The 16,164-nt window shown below is 61.7% G+C and carries 18 protein-coding genes and 1 pseudogene; 8 read left to right on the top strand and 11 right to left on the bottom strand.

The genetic code is table 11. From position 1 onward, the window contains the following. Positions 1-62: 62 nt before the first annotated feature. The 3 genes from C7G41_RS24300 to C7G41_RS24290 all read left to right on the top strand — a co-directional run bounded on the left by C7G41_RS24300 (position 63) and on the right by C7G41_RS24290 (position 1,963). Positions 63-1,004: an acetamidase/formamidase family protein gene (locus C7G41_RS24300; protein ID WP_106944901.1), complete on the top strand. Its 942-nt coding sequence runs from the start codon at positions 63-65 to the stop codon at positions 1,002-1,004. Positions 1,005-1,203: 199 nt separating this feature from the next. After that, positions 1,204-1,401: a hypothetical protein gene (locus C7G41_RS24295; RefSeq protein WP_007603456.1), complete on the top strand. Its 198-nt coding sequence runs from the start codon at positions 1,204-1,206 to the stop codon at positions 1,399-1,401. A gap of 73 nt (positions 1,402-1,474) precedes the next feature. Continuing rightward, positions 1,475-1,963 carry a GcrA family cell cycle regulator gene (locus C7G41_RS24290; protein ID WP_199198577.1) on the top strand — a complete coding sequence of 163 codons (489 nt, stop codon included), beginning with the start codon at positions 1,475-1,477 and terminating at the stop codon, positions 1,961-1,963. Positions 1,964-2,271: 308 nt separating this feature from the next. Here C7G41_RS24290 and C7G41_RS24285 read toward each other — a convergent pair whose 3' ends face one another. Then, complete coding sequence (locus tag C7G41_RS24285; protein WP_106944899.1) at positions 2,272-3,828, bottom strand: porin; 1,557 nt, start codon at positions 3,826-3,828, stop codon at positions 2,272-2,274. Between the two features lie 398 nt (positions 3,829-4,226). Here C7G41_RS24285 and C7G41_RS24280 point away from each other — a divergent pair, with 398 nt between their 5' ends. Then, positions 4,227-4,733: a MarR family winged helix-turn-helix transcriptional regulator gene (locus tag C7G41_RS24280; protein WP_199198576.1), complete on the top strand. Its 507-nt coding sequence runs from the start codon at positions 4,227-4,229 to the stop codon at positions 4,731-4,733. A gap of 10 nt (positions 4,734-4,743) precedes the next feature. Here C7G41_RS24280 and C7G41_RS24275 read toward each other — a convergent pair whose 3' ends face one another. The 3 genes from C7G41_RS24275 to C7G41_RS24265 all read right to left on the bottom strand — a co-directional run bounded on the left by C7G41_RS24275 (position 4,744) and on the right by C7G41_RS24265 (position 8,175). Then, on the bottom strand, positions 4,744-5,862 hold the full coding sequence (locus C7G41_RS24275; protein WP_106944897.1) for a S9 family peptidase: 1,119 nt from the start codon (positions 5,860-5,862) through the stop codon (positions 4,744-4,746). Positions 5,863-6,148: 286 nt separating this feature from the next. After that, the gene (locus tag C7G41_RS24270; protein ID WP_106944896.1) at positions 6,149-7,120 is read right to left on the bottom strand and encodes an SDR family oxidoreductase; all 972 of its coding nucleotides are present in this window, start codon (positions 7,118-7,120) and stop codon (positions 6,149-6,151) included. Between the two features lie 146 nt (positions 7,121-7,266). Next, positions 7,267-8,175 (bottom strand): dihydrodipicolinate synthase family protein, encoded by a 909-nt coding sequence (locus tag C7G41_RS24265; RefSeq protein WP_106944895.1) that lies wholly within the window; start codon positions 8,173-8,175, stop codon positions 7,267-7,269. Between the two features lie 331 nt (positions 8,176-8,506). Between C7G41_RS24265 and C7G41_RS37940 the strand changes: the two genes are divergently transcribed. Both C7G41_RS37940 and C7G41_RS24255 read left to right on the top strand, forming a co-directional pair. After that, on the top strand, positions 8,507-8,746 hold the full coding sequence (locus C7G41_RS37940) for a hypothetical protein (RefSeq protein WP_007603449.1): 240 nt from the start codon (positions 8,507-8,509) through the stop codon (positions 8,744-8,746). Positions 8,747-9,077: 331 nt separating this feature from the next. Beyond that, entirely contained in the window at positions 9,078-9,878 is an 801-nt protein-coding gene (locus C7G41_RS24255; RefSeq protein WP_306768051.1) for a tetratricopeptide repeat protein, read from the top strand. 6 nt (positions 9,879-9,884) lie between these two features. On the opposite strand, the gene C7G41_RS24250 is transcribed toward C7G41_RS24255, so the two are convergent. The 6 genes and pseudogenes from C7G41_RS24250 to C7G41_RS24230 form a co-directional block, all read right to left on the bottom strand. Then, positions 9,885-10,577, bottom strand: coding sequence for a hypothetical protein (locus tag C7G41_RS24250; RefSeq protein WP_106945045.1), 693 nt, complete (start codon positions 10,575-10,577; stop codon positions 9,885-9,887). Positions 10,578-10,783: 206 nt separating this feature from the next. Next, positions 10,784-11,905 carry a site-specific integrase gene (locus tag C7G41_RS24245; RefSeq protein ID WP_106944892.1) on the bottom strand — a complete coding sequence of 374 codons (1,122 nt, stop codon included), beginning with the start codon at positions 11,903-11,905 and terminating at the stop codon, positions 10,784-10,786. A gap of 26 nt (positions 11,906-11,931) precedes the next feature. Continuing rightward, positions 11,932-12,099: pseudogene (locus tag C7G41_RS39035) on the bottom strand (helix-turn-helix domain-containing protein); the annotation flags it as partial. Beyond that, positions 12,100-12,231 (bottom strand): hypothetical protein, encoded by a 132-nt coding sequence (locus tag C7G41_RS38805; RefSeq protein ID WP_306768050.1) that lies wholly within the window; start codon positions 12,229-12,231, stop codon positions 12,100-12,102. Positions 12,232-12,744: 513 nt separating this feature from the next. Next, positions 12,745-13,029: a hypothetical protein gene (locus C7G41_RS24235; protein ID WP_106944890.1), complete on the bottom strand. Its 285-nt coding sequence runs from the start codon at positions 13,027-13,029 to the stop codon at positions 12,745-12,747. Beyond that, complete coding sequence (locus C7G41_RS24230; RefSeq protein ID WP_106944889.1) at positions 13,026-13,436, bottom strand: hypothetical protein; 411 nt, start codon at positions 13,434-13,436, stop codon at positions 13,026-13,028. The genes C7G41_RS24235 and C7G41_RS24230 overlap by 4 nt, the downstream gene beginning before the upstream one ends. Before the next feature lie 387 nt (positions 13,437-13,823). Between C7G41_RS24230 and C7G41_RS24225 the strand changes: the two genes are divergently transcribed. Next, on the top strand, positions 13,824-14,081 hold the full coding sequence (locus C7G41_RS24225; protein ID WP_106944888.1) for a hypothetical protein: 258 nt from the start codon (positions 13,824-13,826) through the stop codon (positions 14,079-14,081). A 63-nt stretch (positions 14,082-14,144) separates the two neighbouring features. Continuing rightward, positions 14,145-14,882 (top strand): DUF4145 domain-containing protein, encoded by a 738-nt coding sequence (locus C7G41_RS24220; protein ID WP_245446670.1) that lies wholly within the window; start codon positions 14,145-14,147, stop codon positions 14,880-14,882. Between the two features lie 168 nt (positions 14,883-15,050). Here the strand turns inward: C7G41_RS24220 and C7G41_RS24215 are convergent, their stop codons facing one another. Next, positions 15,051-15,890, bottom strand: coding sequence for a hypothetical protein (locus C7G41_RS24215; RefSeq protein WP_146159798.1), 840 nt, complete (start codon positions 15,888-15,890; stop codon positions 15,051-15,053). Positions 15,891-16,164 lie beyond the last annotated feature (274 nt).

Raw genomic sequence — 16,164 nt, 5'->3', positions numbered from 1 at the left:
TGCCTGGTCAAGCCCGGCCGTCGCTCATGGGAAGCTCAGAGACAACCGACCAGAGGCGGCCAATGACCCATCACCACCTGCATTCCAGCCCCGAGACCTGTCATTGGGGCTTCTTCGAAGCCGCGCTCAAGCCCGTCCTCACCATCGCAAGCGGCGACGAGGTCACGATCGACACAATCAGCGGCGGTCCGGACCTGCTGCCCGACCCCAGCAAGTTTCACATTCCGCCCGAGATGCACGAGGTTCACGCCAGGAACGAGCGGATGCTGCCGGGCCATATCCTCACCGGCCCGATCGCGGTCGAGGGGGCCCTGCCCGGTGACGTGCTCGCGGTCGAGATCCTCGACGTCCAGCTCCGGCAGGATTGGGGCTGGAACATGATCAAACCGCTGTCCGGCACCCTGCCCGACGATTTCCACGAGACGCGCATCCTGAACATCCCGCTCGATCGGTCGCGGATGGTCGCCCGCATGCCGTGGGGGCTCGACCTGCCGCTCAAGCCGTTCTTTGGCGTGATGGGCGTTTCGCCGCCTCCCGCCTGGGGCCGCATCTCCTCACTCGTTCCCCGCGCCATGGGCGGCAATCTCGACAACAAGGAGCTTGGCGCCGGTGCGACGCTGTACCTGCCGGTGTTCGTCCCGGGCGCGCTGTTCTCCTGCGGCGACGGCCATGGCGTGCAGGGTGACGGCGAGGTCTGCGTCACCGCGATCGAGACCGCACTCCAGGGCCGCTTTCGGCTGACGCTGCGCAAGGACCTCAGGCTCGATTATCCCCGCGGCGAGACGGCGACGCATTACATGACCATGGCGATGGACCCCGATCTCGACCAGTGCGTGGTGCGGGCGCTGCGCGACATGATCGTGCTGGTCGGCGAGAGGCGCAATTTGTCGCGGGAGGACGCCTATACGCTGTGCAGCCTGGCGGCCGATCTCCGGGTGACCCAGACCGTGAACGGCTCCAAGGGCATCCATTGCATGATCGACAAGGCGATCGTGCACGGCTGAGCCCGCCCGCCCTCGCCTGACCTGTCGAGGCCACGCCGCCGCCGGCCTGTTCGCGCGGCGTGCCCAGTCATGCCGATTTTTCTCGCGATTCCAATGGGCTGAACAAGCGTCCTAGGCTGCATTTGACTTCTGCCTCCAAACCTAAATAGAGTCTTAATCGTAACTTTTATGTACCCGCGTAAGAGGCTAGCGTTTAGGCATGGCCACCGAAAAAGCCGAGACTGACCGCATTCCCGTAACCTTGGCGCTCTCGACCATCACCTATCTGGAGAAGCTGGTGAGACAGGGCACCCACGGCACCAGCGTTCCCGGCGTCGCACGTACCTTGATCGAGGAAGGCATCCGTCTCGCCATCAAGGACGGGCTTTTGTCGATTCGCGACAATGGCAGGACGTGAGCGCGCGCCGAACGTGAGGCGGACCGATCTCGAGAGGCGGATGGCCGACATCTGCAACCTGGGACCGTTACACATGCCTGTTCTCTCACCCACCTCTTCACAAACTTGGACCGACGAACGCATCGAACTGCTGAAGCAGCACTTCGAGGCCGGCCTCTCCTGCCGCGAGATCGCCGCCGACATCGGCGTCAGCCGCAATGCCGTGATCGGCAAGCTGTCCCGCCTCAATCTGACGCGCGGCCGGACCATCGACGAGCGCAAGGTTCAGGACAGAGGCTCCGCGCCTTCGCGCACGTCGCGGACCGTGCCGCGCCTGCAATACGAAATGCTCGTCACGATCTACGGCGAGACCGGTGCGCCGATGGCCGCCGGTCCGATCGACGACGCCAATCGCTGCTCGCTGCTCGAGCTTGCCGAGAAGCGCTGCCGCTGGCCGATCTCGACACCCGGCGCAGACGATTTCTGCTTCTGCGGCAACTCCGCACCCGACGGCCAGTCCTATTGCGCCGGCCACAGCCGCCTCGCCTACCGGCCGAACTCCGCGCGCGTCATGCGCGGCTAGAGCCGTGTCCCGAAACGAAAAACCTCCGGCAGGGCATTGCCGGAGGTTTCTGGAGGTTTAGCATCAAGTTGGAGCCGCAACTTTCGTCATCGGCTGGGAGTTATATAGCTTAGTAACTCAGGTAAGTAAATAAATTTGGGCCGATCGAATCGCATGGCTCGTCTTCGCCGCCCGCACGGGCTGCCGGATTTCCGAACGCCATCTTTCGTAAAAAAAAGCCCCGGCGGTGTCCCGCCGGGGCTGCGTCATATCCGAAAACTCAAGTCTGAAGACCCAAGTCTGAAGACCCAAGTAAGAAGACCTAAGGCTTACCAATTGCGCTGGGCGCGAACCAGCAGGCTGTAGGTGTCCTGGTCCTTCAGCTCATAGGCCGCCGCAGGCTTGGCAACGCTCGTGAGCGCCGGCGTCGTGATCACGCCCGAGTACTTCTGGTCAAGGTGGCTGTAGGTGAAGTCAGCCGAGAAGGTCAGGTTCTTGACCGGGGTCCAGCGGGTGATGACACCGATCTGGCCGATGTTGAAGTCCGGGTTGCAGGTGCCGGTCAGGGTCGCGAACGCGGCGCTGCCGCAGATCATGCCCTTGGCCGTGCCGCTGTAGTTGACGGCAGCCCACGCACCATAGAGCGCCGAATTCCAGTACGGGCTCCAGTTGTGGGTGTAGGCACCACGGAAGCCGTAGGTCTTGGTCAGCTCGAGGCCGCTGCCGGGTGCGAACACCGCGTCAGACACGCCGGCAAAGCCGATGCTCTGATACGCGCCGCCCGAACCGCCGAACATCGAGTAGCTGGTCGCTGCCAACTCCTGGAAGTTGTAGCGGCTCGCGCCGTCGGTGTAGACGCCCGAGATGTTGATCACGTCGCCGGCACCGGTCGGGATGTTCTTGATCGACAGAGCCAGCTGGACGGCCCAGCCCCATTTGTCTTCAGGATGGCCGGTGGCTTCGCTCGCGCCGTAATAGCCGACGTGGTTGTCGTGCGCAGCGACCGAGGCCTGGAACAGGCCCCAGGCCTGGTCGACGCGAAGCGTGCCGACGAGATCGGGGGCGCGGGTGCCGCCGAGATCGTTGGAGCCGTAGGCGCCGCCGAGGACGCCGGTGGTGGACATGCCGGCCGTATTCCAGAGGGCGGTCTGGAACACCTGCGTCTGGTCCTGCGCCGAGACGATCGCCGTTATGCCCTGGCCGAGATCGGCGGTGTAGGTGAACTGGGCAACACCGTTGGTGCTGCCGCTGCCGCCGACGAGCTGGTCGAAGTTGTTGCCGGGATAGTTGATCCAGGGCGCGTCGAACTGCGACACGGCCTTACCCATGGTGAAGCCGGCGAACTGGATGAAGGCGTAGTAGACGCCGAGCGAGCCGCCCGAGGTCGTGCCGTCGGTCCCGTTCACTGCGCCGCCGCTGGACCCGATCAGGCCCGTGCCTGCGGCGTTGAGGCCGAGCGTGCCGCTGTACTGGGTGGCACCCGTTCCCGAGCCGGCGCCGACATAGTTGCCGGTCGTCCAGGTGAAGACCGCATCGAAATAGGTGCGGACAACGCCGTACTCGGTCGCGGTGCGCGTGTCGATGTTGAGATCTTCACGAGCGCGCATCGAGTAATAGTTCGTCAGGCGGTTGTTCGCCGCGAAGACATTGTTGTACTGGGCGCTGTAGTTGCCGCCGGCGTTGAGCGCCACTTCGGCACGCAGATAGCCGCCCAGCTTGATGCAGGTGTCGCTGCCCGGGATGTAGTAGAAACCCGCGCCGTAGAGCGAGCAGACCTTCACGTATTCGACCGCCTTGGCCTTGACCGGAAGATCAGCCGCCTGAGCTCCACCGACGGCGATCAGACCCGCCGCAGTGCCGAGCAAAAGGCTCTTCACCACTTTCATTGTAAAACCTCCAAGTTGCTCATTTTGCGAAGACCGGACCGTGAGGCCCCCCAGATCCCCGCCTTTCAAATCCGCTCGGCCGCTTTGCGCACACACCCGCTTCGACGCGAGGGACGTGGGCGAACCAGCTGCAACGGGACGATCGAGTACCCCCCACCGTCACGACGCAATATGCCTGCGCCGTTCACTAATCAAAATACCTTATTTGGTAAGCTTTGTGGTTTCACTAAACCTGTGCCCCGTTCGCAACACCATTGCGAAGCGATTCCGTGAGCTGATCATCTTTGTAGTTTTAGTGACGAAATTACCCTGCTCTGCACTTGCGTCAGAGCAGGCTTGCGTGGACTATGGCTTGCACGACACCGGCCGCATACAAATCAGACCACAGGAGTGACGCTGTGTCAGCGACGAGGAAAGAAGGGGCGCGCCTCCGCTCCGTCGGCAATCTGGATATCATCAGGCGCTTCACCTGGGAGATATCGTCGATCAACATGTATCTGGAGGAGCTGCGTCAGTTCTGGGCGAGAACGCTTGGCATCAGCGGCCCGCAATGGCTGATCCTGATGGCGATCTCCGACCTCGACAAGGACGACGGCATTCCGGTCAACGTCGTCTCGAAACTCCTCCACGTCGACCCGTCGTTCGTCACCACCCAGTCCAAGCTGCTCGAGAAGAAGGCCCTGTTGCGCCGTCGCCCCTCGCCGACCGACGCGAGGGTGGTGCGGCTGTCCTTGACCGAGAAGACGCAGAAGCACCTGGCGAGCCTCAACGAGCAGTACAAGACGATCAGGGAATTCGTCTTCCAGGAGTTTGACGAGAAAGAGCTGACGGAATTCACCACCAAGCTCGCGATGTTGAAGACCCGTCTCGAAAAGGCCTGCGTCCGCCTGACCCTCGACTTCTGAGGCGACGCCCTTAGATGCGCCCCGCGGCGCCGAGCCGCGACTCGAGCCAATCGAAGATGTATTCATTGGCGAGGCTCGGATTGTCCGCATGGCCCTGCGCCGCGCCGGTTTCGGCCGCGGTGAACACCTTCAACATGACATCCGAACTGCCGAGCCGGGACGTCTGGACGATCTGACGCGCCCGATCAGCCTTGAGCCAGCCGTCCTCGCCGAGCGTGATCAGCACCGGACAGTCGGCGCTGGAGGCCATCAGCGGCGCGTGCGGCACCGGAACGATGCTGACGTCGCTCATCGCGAATCGGCTTGCAAAGAAGGCCCGCTCGTGCAGATCCCACAGGCCGCCATCGCAGACGGCGGCGGCAAGCCGCGGCTCCTGCAACACCGCGCGCGCCACGAAGGAAGAGCCCCAGCCGTCGGCGACGATCGCGACGCGTTCGAAATCGACCTCGCTGCACGTCTCCAGATAGTCCATGACGCACGGAATCGCGCTCTCGAGGTCCCGGCGCCGCAACAGCACCTCGAGATAATCGTCGCGCTGGTCGCCGAACAGGTCCAGCGCCAGCAGCGAGAAGCCGCGCTCGCGCGCGTGCGGCGCGAGCTTGAACAGAAACTCTTCCTTGCGATGGCCGGGCTCGCCGATGCAGATCACGGTCGGTGCTCGCACGCGTCCCGATGGCGCGTGCGCGGGCAGGAAATAGCCTTGCAACGAATGGCCGTCGAGCCAGGGTATCGTCATGACCTCCCCGGCCGGATCGCGCGCGGCGAGGAAGCGGCGGGCGCAATCCTGCATCGCGAGCACCGCGACCCAGCGGCGCTCGTCCGCCTGATCGAGCGGCATCGCGGCCGCGCTGTAGTAATTCATGGCGCGGAGCCAGTTGCGCTGCGCGGTCGCCCTGTGGCCTTCAGCGAACGCGGCCTCGGCACGAAGCCGATTGGCTTGCGCCAGATTCTTCCACTCGCGGTGCCAGGACTGGTCTTCGCCGCGCTTCAGCTGCCGCGCGATCATCAGGCATTCGGCGATCGTGGCGCCGCCCTCCTGGGCCGCGGTCAGGAGCCTCGTGAACTCAGCGGAGATATCCTCTCGCTCCGGGCAAAGGATCCAGTCGTCGGAGAGGCATGCGGGTATCATCGGGAGCTACGCTCTGGTCATCGCCTTACACATGATTGCGTAAACTATTTTGGTTCCCTGACCAAGCTGCCGTGCGCCGAATGAGAGCCGTTCGGGATCACCATCGCTTGAACGCATGGACGTCTCGCATGCGTGACATTCCAATTCGTCATAAGTGACCGAAAACGCGAGAAACGCTGGCCGCAAACTGGCAAGAGGTGGCACGTGAAATTGCCTGCGCGCCTCTTGCCATGATGAACATCATACCTATTTTGGCGCGCTCGCCGCGTGGCCCCGACAAGCGGCTTCAACCAAGCCGCCAGCCGACTTCCTGCGTAAAGCTTTCGTAGAAGGATCTTTCGTAGGCCTGCTCCGGCGTAGCACGAACGCGCTCATCGAGGCGCTTTGCGTCCTCGCCCACGAGAATGCGCCATTGCTCCGCCTTGACCCCGTCGAGGATGATCCTGGCGGCCTGCGCCGCCGTCGTCGGCGCGTCCTCGAGGAAGCTGCGGGCGCGCTCGGCGAATGCCGCCTGGATGTCCTCGTCCGACATCTTGTCGGCATCCGGCACGCCGGCCGCGACCATGCGCTTGCGGGTGAGCGCGACCTCGTCGGCATTGAGCCGCTCCGAGCCGTCGGCGCTCTGCACCTTGCGCGAATTGGAGACGATCGAGGTGCCGATATGGCCAGGCATCACCACCGAGCATTTCACGTGCGGCGCGTGCAGGCGGAGGTCGTTGATCAGCGCTTCGGTGAATCCCTTCACGGCGAACTTCGCCGAGCTGTAGGCGGTATGTGACTGGTTCATGCCGATCGAGGCCCAGAAGCCGTTGACGCTCGCGGTGTTGACGATGTGGGCCTCGTCGGCCGCGACCAGCATCGGCAGGAAGGTGCGGACGCCGAGATAGACGCCGCCCCAGCAGATGTTGAAGGTGCGCTCCCACTGCTCGCGCGTGTTGGTGAACAGGCTGCCGCCGCCACCGATGCCGGCGTTGTTGAACAGAAGGTGGATCCGATCGGTCTTCTGCTGCTCCGCGAGCTCGTCGCGGAATCGCTTGAGATGATCCTCGATCGAGACATCGGCGACGTGGGTCGTGACGCGCAGGCCCTGCGGCAGCTTCTCGACCTCGCACAGCCGCTTGGTCTCGGCCATCGCGGCTTCCGAGACGTCGCACATCGCGACATTGCAGCCCTCGGCGACGAGCTGCCGCGCGAGCTCGCGTCCCATTCCCGTGCCGCCGCCGGTGATGACGGCGATCTTTCCTGCAAAATCCTTCATGGGACTTTCGGCCCCTCCCCTTGTCGGTATGTTTCTTCACAGCTCGCGCCGCGCGCATCGGAGCGCGCACAAAATGTAGCAGCGCCGCATCCGCAGGTAAAAGCGGATCGGCGCTGCCATGCTCATTAGTTATTTCGGCGCGCGGACTATTCGGCCGCCTCGACGCGCGGCCCGTTCAACGCGCCGAGCCCGTCCAGCGCCTTGCGGATCGCCGCCTGCTGCGCGCTTGAGGCCTCCGGCATCGGCGCGCGCGGATAAGTCCTGGGCAGGCCCTGCAGCGTCTGCGCATAGCGCGTGCAGGCCGGCAGATTGTCGGCGATCACTGCGTTCCACAGCGTCAGCAGCTTCTTGTGCAGGTCGAGCGCGCGCGGATGGTCACCCGCCTTCACCGCGTCCCACAGCGCGACGGAGGCATGCGGCGCCGCGGTCAGGATCGCGGCGATCGAGCCATGAGCTCCCAATGTGTAGGACGGATACATCAGCGCATCGACCGCGCTGTAGATCAGCTTGTCAGGCGCCATCATCATGAGGTCCGCGAACAGTTTCAGGTCCCCCGCGCTCTGCTTGACGCCGACCACCAGCGGCACCTCCGTCATGATCCGCGTCAGCAACGCCGGCGACAGATACGACCACGGCACCACGTTGTAGATGATGATGGGCATGCCGGTCTCATCCGCCATGGCGCGGAAATGCGCCACCATCGCCTCGTCGTCCGGCTTGAACAGATAATGCACCGGCGTGACCTGGAGCGCGGCGACATTCATGTCGCGCACGAGCTTGCCGCGGCGGATCGCATCGCGCGTGGAATCGACGATGATGCCGGCGATCACGGGAATGCGTCCCTTCACCGCGGCAACCGTCGCTTCCATCAGGTCGCGATATTCCTCGTGATCGAGCGTGTGCCCCTCGCCGGTCGAGCCGCCGGCCGCGACGCCGTGCGCGCCGGCGCCGATCATCCAGTCGACCTGGGGCGCCACGAGGGAGTAGTCGATCTCGCCATCCTTCCGGAACGGCGTCGTCATCGGCGGAATCACGCCGGTCGGTCGTGCCTTCATGGTCTGCCCTCGCGTTTCCATATCCCTTGTGGCGGTCCCGCTCTTTTGGCGGGTGCCCACGGTCCTTCCGAGCCTACCGGCTGCGCGCAGCCTGTGAAGCGCCACCGGCGCGGCGCTGCCCCCACAATCCATCATCCCTGCGACTTACCCCTGCCGTTCCCCCGTATTTGCCCGGCTTCGGTTTATGGGCAATTTTTTTACAATCCGAATCGTCAAATGGAGTCCGGACGCTGGGTCGAGTCGGCCAGGCCAGCGTGTTGTTTGCGTCACAGGCTCTGGCACTCCGCTTGCATCCTCTTCGTGGTCAGAAACTACCGATGAGGTGACTGGAATGTTCGTGACCGTCGTTGCCGTGCTCTGCCGGCTGAGTGCAGCCAGCTCAGGCAGTTGCATCGAGGAAATCGTGACCGACAGCAACATGACGCCCGAGATGTCGATGATGCAGTGTGCGATCGGCGCACAGGCCCCCCTGGCGAAATGGATGGGCGAACATCCGATCTACCACGCCAATTGGCGGCTCGATCGCTACAAATGCGTTCCGGGTCGCTACGAGATCAAGGGCCACGCCTAAGGCCCGCAAAACTACTGACACCAAGACGACGGACCAAGACTAAAAACGAGGAAACGCCCCGGGGGCCGCATGGTCTTTCCGCGCGGGCATCGACAGCGCCAGACCCGATTGCGGCGGCGCTCTTTGTGACAATCACACCTTCCCCTTAAGCCACTGCTCGCAAGATGATCGCACGCGCACGCCGCCCATCCGGCGTCGCCGCGCGAAGGCGAATAGCGGTTGCCCGACGCCGGGGCCGAAGCCATACTTGACGCCTCGATAGTCGTCGATTGCGAGCCCGGTGTCGAAGCGCCCTGTTCTTCCCCCCAGCCGCGGACCTCATCAAACCGATTTGCGCGAGCGTGCCACGCTCGCGCTGCGGATGCAGAATTTCGCCGAGGCGGAGCGGCTTGCAGCCGAAGTCTTGAAGACGAACCGGAACGATATCGTCGCGACATGGGTTCTTGGCCGCGCCTTGCTCGCTCAGAACCGCGCAGCGGAGGCCATACTGCCCTTGGACAAGGCGGCGCGCCGCACGAGTGATCCGGGCATTGAAACTCTGCTTGGCGCGGCCTTGGGCGAATCCGGACGTCGCACGGAAGCCGTCGAGCAATTGCGCCGTACCGCAGCGCGTCGCCCGCCTTTCCTGCCGGCGTTCCAGGAACTCGCCGGCCAGCTTGCCAAGGATCGGCGCATCGATGAGGCCATCGCGGTGATCGGCAACGCTCTCGCGCTCGCACCGGAAAGCATCGACCTACAACTGGATCTTGCGCGGCTGCATCTCGAGCGCAATACGCGCGCTGAGGCGCGACGGATTCTCGTCAAGGCCCACGACGCCGCGCCTGGGCGTCCCGATATCTCGACCCTACTTGCACGCGTGCTGCGCCAGGATGGTGACTATGCCGAAGCCGCGAAGATGTACCGGCTCGCGCTGGCGCTGCGCCCTGACGATGCCATGGCGCGGGCCAACCTCGCGGCCTGCCTGTTCGAGTTGGGTGAGCGCGAAGCGGGTGAGGCGAGCCTTCGTTCGGCCTTACACGGCCGCCCTCGAATGCTGGCACAAGCCGCCTACACGCTCGTCCATTCATCGCACGGGCGCTTCTTCTTCCGCCCGAGCGCGCTCAAGAAGTTTCTGCAAGGCGAGGTGCCGTGATACGGCTCACGCACGGAACTGCCGTCGATAGGCGCCAGGCTCTTGCGCGACCGACTTCGTCACCTCGAACACCCGCCGCATCTCCTCTGCAGTCAGTGGCGCGGTCTGAGCGACCCAGGTTTCCCGCTTCACCGCCACACATTGCGCAATCGGCGTCCCCTTCGGGAGCACGCCGTTGAAATTCACGTCGTGCCAATGCACCGGGAAATGGATCCAACTGTCACGATATCGATCGCAATCGACGAGGCCCGTCAGCGTAGTGAAGGGCAGATCGAACCGATTGATCGGATGCATGAACAGAACCGAATAGCCTTCCGGCGCTTCGATCAGCCATGGATTACGAAACTTGATGAGAAGCCGGTCCGGCTCGAACAACGGCGAGCCCGTGACCTGACTCGAGTCGTGAAATCCAACGGGCGAGCGTGGGAAATCGAGTTCACCACCGACTGGCAGGTCATTGTCCCAGGAAATTTCCCCGTTCTCGAACCTGACATCGCACATCAATGGGATCAGGAAGCCGCTCGTCATGGCATCGACGACCGGAGGACACCGCTTGACCGTATCCTCGTCGCGCTGATTGATCGCGTTGAAGGCCTGCGTCGGCATCGCCTTCAACCAGGCAGGCAAGCCCAAACTGGCAGGGACCGGAGGCGGCAATTTGTCTTCAAGGCCCGGCGGACAGCGGAACTTGAGGGTCATCGGCTCGTCGGGCACTTCTGATGCTCTCATTGTCGCCGGGCGCGCGGCGGGAGCCTTGTCGCGGACATACAAAGCGCCACTGCTTTTCGCGCGCGTGCTCAGCCAAGTCTACGAACAAATGGTCGGAGCGAGAGGATTTGAACCTCCGACCCCTAGTCTCCCAGCATTGTAGGCTTGGCGGATCATTCTTTCGTACCTTCAGAGGGTTAGCTGGCCTTGCGGGTCTGTTTTCGGGATTTACTTCGGGACTTCTGGAACTGGTCGATGCCGGCCACGAGATCGTCGTCGACAACGTGGGCGTACTTGGTCGTGGTCTTGATGTTGGCGTGGTTGAGGGCTCGCTGAACCAGCTTCAGGTTCTTGGTCTCGCGGAGAAGCTTGGTTGCGAAGTCGTGCCGGAAGTCGTGGAACCGGAAGCTGGTCACGCCGGACGCCATCCTGATGCGCTTCCATGCAGACTTGAGACCGGAATAGGTGACCGGGTAGCGTTCGCCCTTGACCAGGTTCTGGCCCTTGCGGGTGCGCTTGGCGATGTAGGTGAACACCATCGTGTCGTGATGTCCCCGCAGCGGCCACAAGATTTCGCGGATTGCCGCCGTGATCGGGAAGGTGACGCGCCGTCCCCCTTTACCTTTCTTTTCGATCTTCCGAGCGTCCCAGTTCACCTCCGACCAGCGCAACAAGCACTCGTTCATGCGCATTCCAGATGCAGATGTGAACTCGAAGATGGGACGATAATCGTCGCGCGTCGCGTCCTCGATCTGGCTTGCCTCAGTGCTATGAAGCTCCCTTGGAATTTCTTCCGGCTCAGGCAAAAAATGCCTCTTCCACTCCGGCTCGTCATCGAACTTGAATTTCCATGCTTTAGCGCGGGTGAATAGCTTCTTCAGCATCTCCGTGGCGCTGCGATTGACGGTCGCAGGCGCGATCAGCGGAGCGAGTTCTTGGCGCTTTTTACCCTTGCCATGCCGGGTAACGCGATGTCCGCGGCGCCATGCAACAAGCTCGGCTACCTCGTTGTCGGTGATCTCGGTCAACAACTTCGAAGGTCCGAAGTACTGCACGAGGCGGTCAATGTCCCGGAACGTGGTGTCTGCGCCAGCGTGGTGCTGACCGATCTCCGTCCAGTACCTACCGCCGACATATTCCAGATCACATGAAAGCCGCTGCGCCGGCCTTACTTGCCGCTTTGCTTCGTCCCGCCGGGCGCGTTCAAATGCTTTGGCTTCACGCTCATTCTTTGCTCCCGTAGAGCCGTGAAACCGATCACCCTTGAGTTGGAAGTCGTAGTGGTAGAACGGGCTGTCTTTGTGCTTGTAGACTGACATTGTCCGTCTCGCTGGCGGCGACGCTCGACTAGGCCGTCGAGGTCAAGATCAGTGAACATGCGCCTGCGCTTTTTCGTGCCGCGGCCCATGTTGATGTAATGCAGTTCCCCGGTCTTCACATATTCGAGAAGCGTCTTCGTCGAGACTCCTAGGAGCGCAGCGGCTTGCCTTGGCGTGAGAAGCGGATCGGTCATCTACGCCTCGGCCCTGGTCATCACCGGTGCGGCGACTGACTTCGGCACGACAACAATTTTCCCTGACTTCTCGATCTCTACGCGATCGATCACCAAGCCGCCCTTCACCGCCGCGCGGATCGCTCGTGCCAAGTCCGTCTCTTTGAACGCATGCGCACCACGGGACATTTGACCTCAAGTCTGGTTGCGGCACCCGATTTAAAAACAACGATTTAGCCTATGCTCCCGGAGGGAGACTCAAGCAACTGAAAGCAGCCGTCTCGGCAAATGTTATGAACAGAATTTCTCAGGAGCGTCTATAAAATCAATTGTTTTCAGATGCTTATGGTTTTGTATTCGGAAAACCGGAGATTGACAAAACGCCGCGTTTTCAGGGTGAAAGCCTGTTGATAGGCGCGATCTGGAGTTGACCATCGGCGCGCGTCCATGATTGGAGAGCGAATCCGGCGGCGGTTCAGTATCACCGCCGCCAGACGAGGCTCGGCTCGGCGACAACTGACTGAGTTGCGTGTCGTTCGCCATTAAAACTTGGATTATCCCCACTATGCGGTCGATCGAAACGCCCGCGTTGACATTAGAGTCTTCAGGCGAGCGCGTCGCGAATCTGGCGACGGTTTGACTTAGACCGTCGCCAGATCGTCTGCCTCAAGCCGGTTCTACTTGGCCGCGATCGTTAGAGAGACCCGACTCTGGCGCTTCTGCCGCTTCCCAAAGCTCGCGCAGCTTCAGCACATCGCCCTTCATTTCGAAGAACGCGAAGTCCGCGGTCTCGATGAGCTCTGGCAAAATCCCCATGCTCATCCGCCCTTGCTCCCGTCTCAGCAAGCACTGCTGCTCTCGCAGAAGGCTATCGATCACCACGGAGGCGACGCGGACTGCGTTGATGCATCGCAGGATGTGATCTTCCAATTCTCGCTCTGCCGCGGTCATGCCATCACCCCCTCATCGTTGCATTCCTCTTCGACGTCGAGACCGGCAACGCGGCTCCAGCTGGGCAAGTAGCTAACCGCGCCGGCCTCCCGGATCTCATGGGAGCCCAAGCTAGGCTCCTCATCGGCGCCGTCCTCGTCGTCCTCGTTGGGATTGGGTGCCGTCCGGATAAGGCCCTCCCGCCAAGCCGCATCGCGCTCGTCCCCGTCCTCCTCCAACTCGGTGCTGACGTAGGTGTCGGTTTGATCCAGGAAGTAGATCAGCCGCTCGATTTCCGCAGATGCCTCGCGGCGGAGTCTGGCGACGGTCAGGAGCGCCGTTTGCCGCTCCTGGGTTTGCAGGGCGAGCCCACATTGATTTGGCGCGCCAGCGGGGCGCGCTGGCCGTTCTAGGGTGGTGATGTTCATGGTGATGCTCTGGGTTTGGACTGTTCAAGGTCCGCACAGCGGGGGATGGCCCGCTGCAGCCAGGACTTGAACACGAGCCAGAGCGACTCGCCGGACGATTTTACCGGTTTCCCGGCTGGACATGGCGCCCGATCCTGGCCTACAAAGAGGCCGTTCGGACCCGCAGCGCCAACTGCGTCCGTCATCACTGTAAGAACAGTGACATTCAGCCGTCACCCCCGACGCCAATCGGGAGCATCCTGACCAAGGATCGCGGCTATAGCTCTGGTCCGGCTGTTCAAGGCCACGGACACCCTATCTGATTTGCGGTTAAAAAACACCCCCTCTTGGGGCGCCTCGGCGCGCCCGGGGTATACTGGCGCGAATCAGCCGGAGCAGCCTGCGCCAATGGCAAAATTGGTCTACGACCATGTCTTTGTGATCGAGATCCTGGGCGAGCACACAGCTCATCCGATCCGATATTCCCGGTGCAAGATTTGCGGCGGTGTGCCGGAGAAAAACATGGGCAATGATATGAGGATGGAAAAATCGCTGGCTACCCACTGCCCGGGTCAGCAAATGACACGCGAGCAGATATTGGGAATCGGAGATACCCTCGACTTCAAGGATGGCGAGTGGATTACGCTCAAGCCAGCAACACGCTGAATTCGTCGGCCTAACTAGGCCTCAGCTTCAAAGATCATCAGCAACGTCTGAAGGAATGCCATAGTGGCCGTGAGTAGAAATTGGGTGTGTCCTCACTGCGATCGACCGCAAACGATCATCGACCAACAACTTTCGGTCAAGCATCACAGGCTCATCATCCTCGAAAGCAAGTACACCAATCCAGGCATTACCGCTATTGCGATGGCGTGCTCTAATCTAAGTTGCAGAGAACTGACACTCAAAGTCAGTTTTGGGGAGGGAGAGTGGAGGAGCGGCGGCGAGTTCGTCGTACCAAAGGCCATTCATAAGTTTGATCTGATGCCGGCGTTTTCATTCAGAGCCCAACCAGCCTATATTCCTGCCGCGCTCCGAGAGGATTATGAGGAAGCTTGCAAAATTCGCGATCTCAGCCCGAAGGCGAGCGCGACGTTGGCGAGACGCTGCCTTCAAGGAATGATCCGCGATTTCTGTGGGATCGCGAAAGCCACCTTAGATCAAGAAATCAAGGAACTCCGAAAGAAGCTGGACGATCGAACGGCGCCAAGTGGCGTGACTCACGAAAGCTTAGACGCGATCGATGCCGTTCGGAAGGTTGGCAATATCGGCGCGCACATGGAGAAAGACGTCGACTTGATTGTCGGCATCGAGCCCGGAGAAGCTCAAATGCTCATCGGCTTGATCGAGATGCTATTTCGAGAATGGTACGTTGAGCGGCATGACCGAACCAATCGCCTCGCGACGATCACTGCACTTGCAGAAGAGAAAAAGAAAACGATCGAAGAGCTGAAGGCGGGCCTCTAAAACGCCCGCAGAGTCCCCTTCTTAGGCTTCAGCCGCTCACGACAAGGCAGCTGATGTTAGTTTGCCGCCTGCTTCACCCCGCAGGCGGCAAATTCATTTTAGACCGCGCGCAGCGTGCCTTTGCGGGCCTTCTTTTCCATCCGTTCGCGCTCGTAAATCGATCGGCTACTAGTAGACCCCGTAAAGGGTGACGCCCATGATCTGGCTGGCGAGAATACTCTGCGCGCGGGCTGCGATGCGGGTACCGGCCGGAATCTGAATTGGGAAATGAGCACTTGGGCTGCCGGTGATGCTTGCTGCAGCCCCGTTCGTTGAGAGCTTAGGACGGCCGATCGGATAATTCGGCAGAATGACCTGCTCAGATCCCGCGCCTCCAATTGCGATGTCGAAGAGAAGGGAGTCGATGCCGGTGTAGGACGCCGTGGAGTTCTGATTATCCACTCGCAGGACAAAGCCTTTATAATCCTTCGTTGAGGATGCCGTCAGCTGCGCATACGAGCCTTTGGTGTTTGCCGCGCCGGTAGTCACCGCCGTTCCCTGGCCCGATGCCCAACCGATGCTATCGACGCCAGCGCAGCCCTCCGCGTTGGTGAAGGAGCCATCGAAGAGGGTCACGTTCGCATACACGGTGTCAGTGGCCCCAGAACAGTATCCGGCGGCGCTCAGCCGGGTCCCCGCGCTGATCTGAATGGGGAAAAAGTAGTTCGCAACATCGTAGGCGGCCCACAGGGAAGGTATGATCAGGTCGGGGATCAGCACCTGTTCCGATCCTGACCCACCGATCGCCAGGCGAACGCTGTTCTGCACCGCCGTATTCACGCCCGCATTGCTTTGCAACGACACCAACACAGCGCAAGTGTCGTAAGGCGTAGAAGCAACCAGTTGCGCGTAGGAGCCGTAACTCCCATTGCCGCCGGTCACAGCAGTCCCGCGCGTCGACGCCGTGACGGTGCCCTGGTCGTTCGCATTGCACATGTCCATCGATATTCCGGGAAGTCCGCCGGGCATTCATTTTCTCCTCTTTGAATTCATTCTGCTCAAGATGCTGCCGGCCTAGCGGCAAAATTCGTTTAGACGGCGCGCAGCGTGCCCTTGCGGGCCTTTTTCTCACGCGGGCGCGCTGGAGCCGGCTATACGGAGCCGACGACAGGCATAGCTGTTGCTGTGCCGCTGTCAGCTCACCCATTCCATGCCGTGAAGCCGGTCGGGATCGTGTCGGCAAACGACGTGCTCCCGACATTAAGAGTCGCGCTGGCTGCTACTGCGCCGGAGATGCAGAAGC

The sequence above is a fragment of the Bradyrhizobium sp. MOS002 genome, assembly GCF_003020115.1.
In the GTDB taxonomy this organism is placed as follows: domain Bacteria; phylum Pseudomonadota; class Alphaproteobacteria; order Rhizobiales; family Xanthobacteraceae; genus Bradyrhizobium.
This window is presented reverse-complemented; position numbering and strand designations above follow the sequence as displayed.

Bases quoted from the DNA above. Each gene is read 5' to 3' on its own strand.
- C7G41_RS24300 (WP_106944901.1), top strand. From the start codon at position 63: ATGACCCATCACCACCTGCATTCCAGCCCCGAGACCTGTCATTGGGGC.
- C7G41_RS24295 (WP_007603456.1), top strand. From the start codon at position 1,204: ATGGCCACCGAAAAAGCCGAGACTGACCGCATTCCCGTAACCTTGGCG.
- C7G41_RS24290 (WP_199198577.1), top strand. From the start codon at position 1,475: ATGCCTGTTCTCTCACCCACCTCTTCACAAACTTGGACCGACGAACGC.
- C7G41_RS24285 (WP_106944899.1), bottom strand. From the start codon at position 3,828: ATGAAAGTGGTGAAGAGCCTTTTGCTCGGCACTGCGGCGGGTCTGATC.
- C7G41_RS24275 (WP_106944897.1), bottom strand. From the start codon at position 5,862: ATGATACCCGCATGCCTCTCCGACGACTGGATCCTTTGCCCGGAGCGA.
- C7G41_RS24270 (WP_106944896.1), bottom strand. From the start codon at position 7,120: ATGAAGGATTTTGCAGGAAAGATCGCCGTCATCACCGGCGGCGGCACG.
- C7G41_RS24265 (WP_106944895.1), bottom strand. From the start codon at position 8,175: ATGAAGGCACGACCGACCGGCGTGATTCCGCCGATGACGACGCCGTTC.
- C7G41_RS37940 (WP_007603449.1), top strand. From the start codon at position 8,507: ATGTTCGTGACCGTCGTTGCCGTGCTCTGCCGGCTGAGTGCAGCCAGC.
- C7G41_RS24250 (WP_106945045.1), bottom strand. From the start codon at position 10,577: ATGACCCTCAAGTTCCGCTGTCCGCCGGGCCTTGAAGACAAATTGCCG.
- C7G41_RS24245 (WP_106944892.1), bottom strand. From the start codon at position 11,905: ATGTCAGTCTACAAGCACAAAGACAGCCCGTTCTACCACTACGACTTC.
- C7G41_RS24235 (WP_106944890.1), bottom strand. From the start codon at position 13,029: ATGACCGCGGCAGAGCGAGAATTGGAAGATCACATCCTGCGATGCATC.
- C7G41_RS24230 (WP_106944889.1), bottom strand. From the start codon at position 13,436: ATGAACATCACCACCCTAGAACGGCCAGCGCGCCCCGCTGGCGCGCCA.
- C7G41_RS24225 (WP_106944888.1), top strand. From the start codon at position 13,824: ATGGCAAAATTGGTCTACGACCATGTCTTTGTGATCGAGATCCTGGGC.
- C7G41_RS24215 (WP_146159798.1), bottom strand. From the start codon at position 15,890: ATGCCCGGCGGACTTCCCGGAATATCGATGGACATGTGCAATGCGAAC.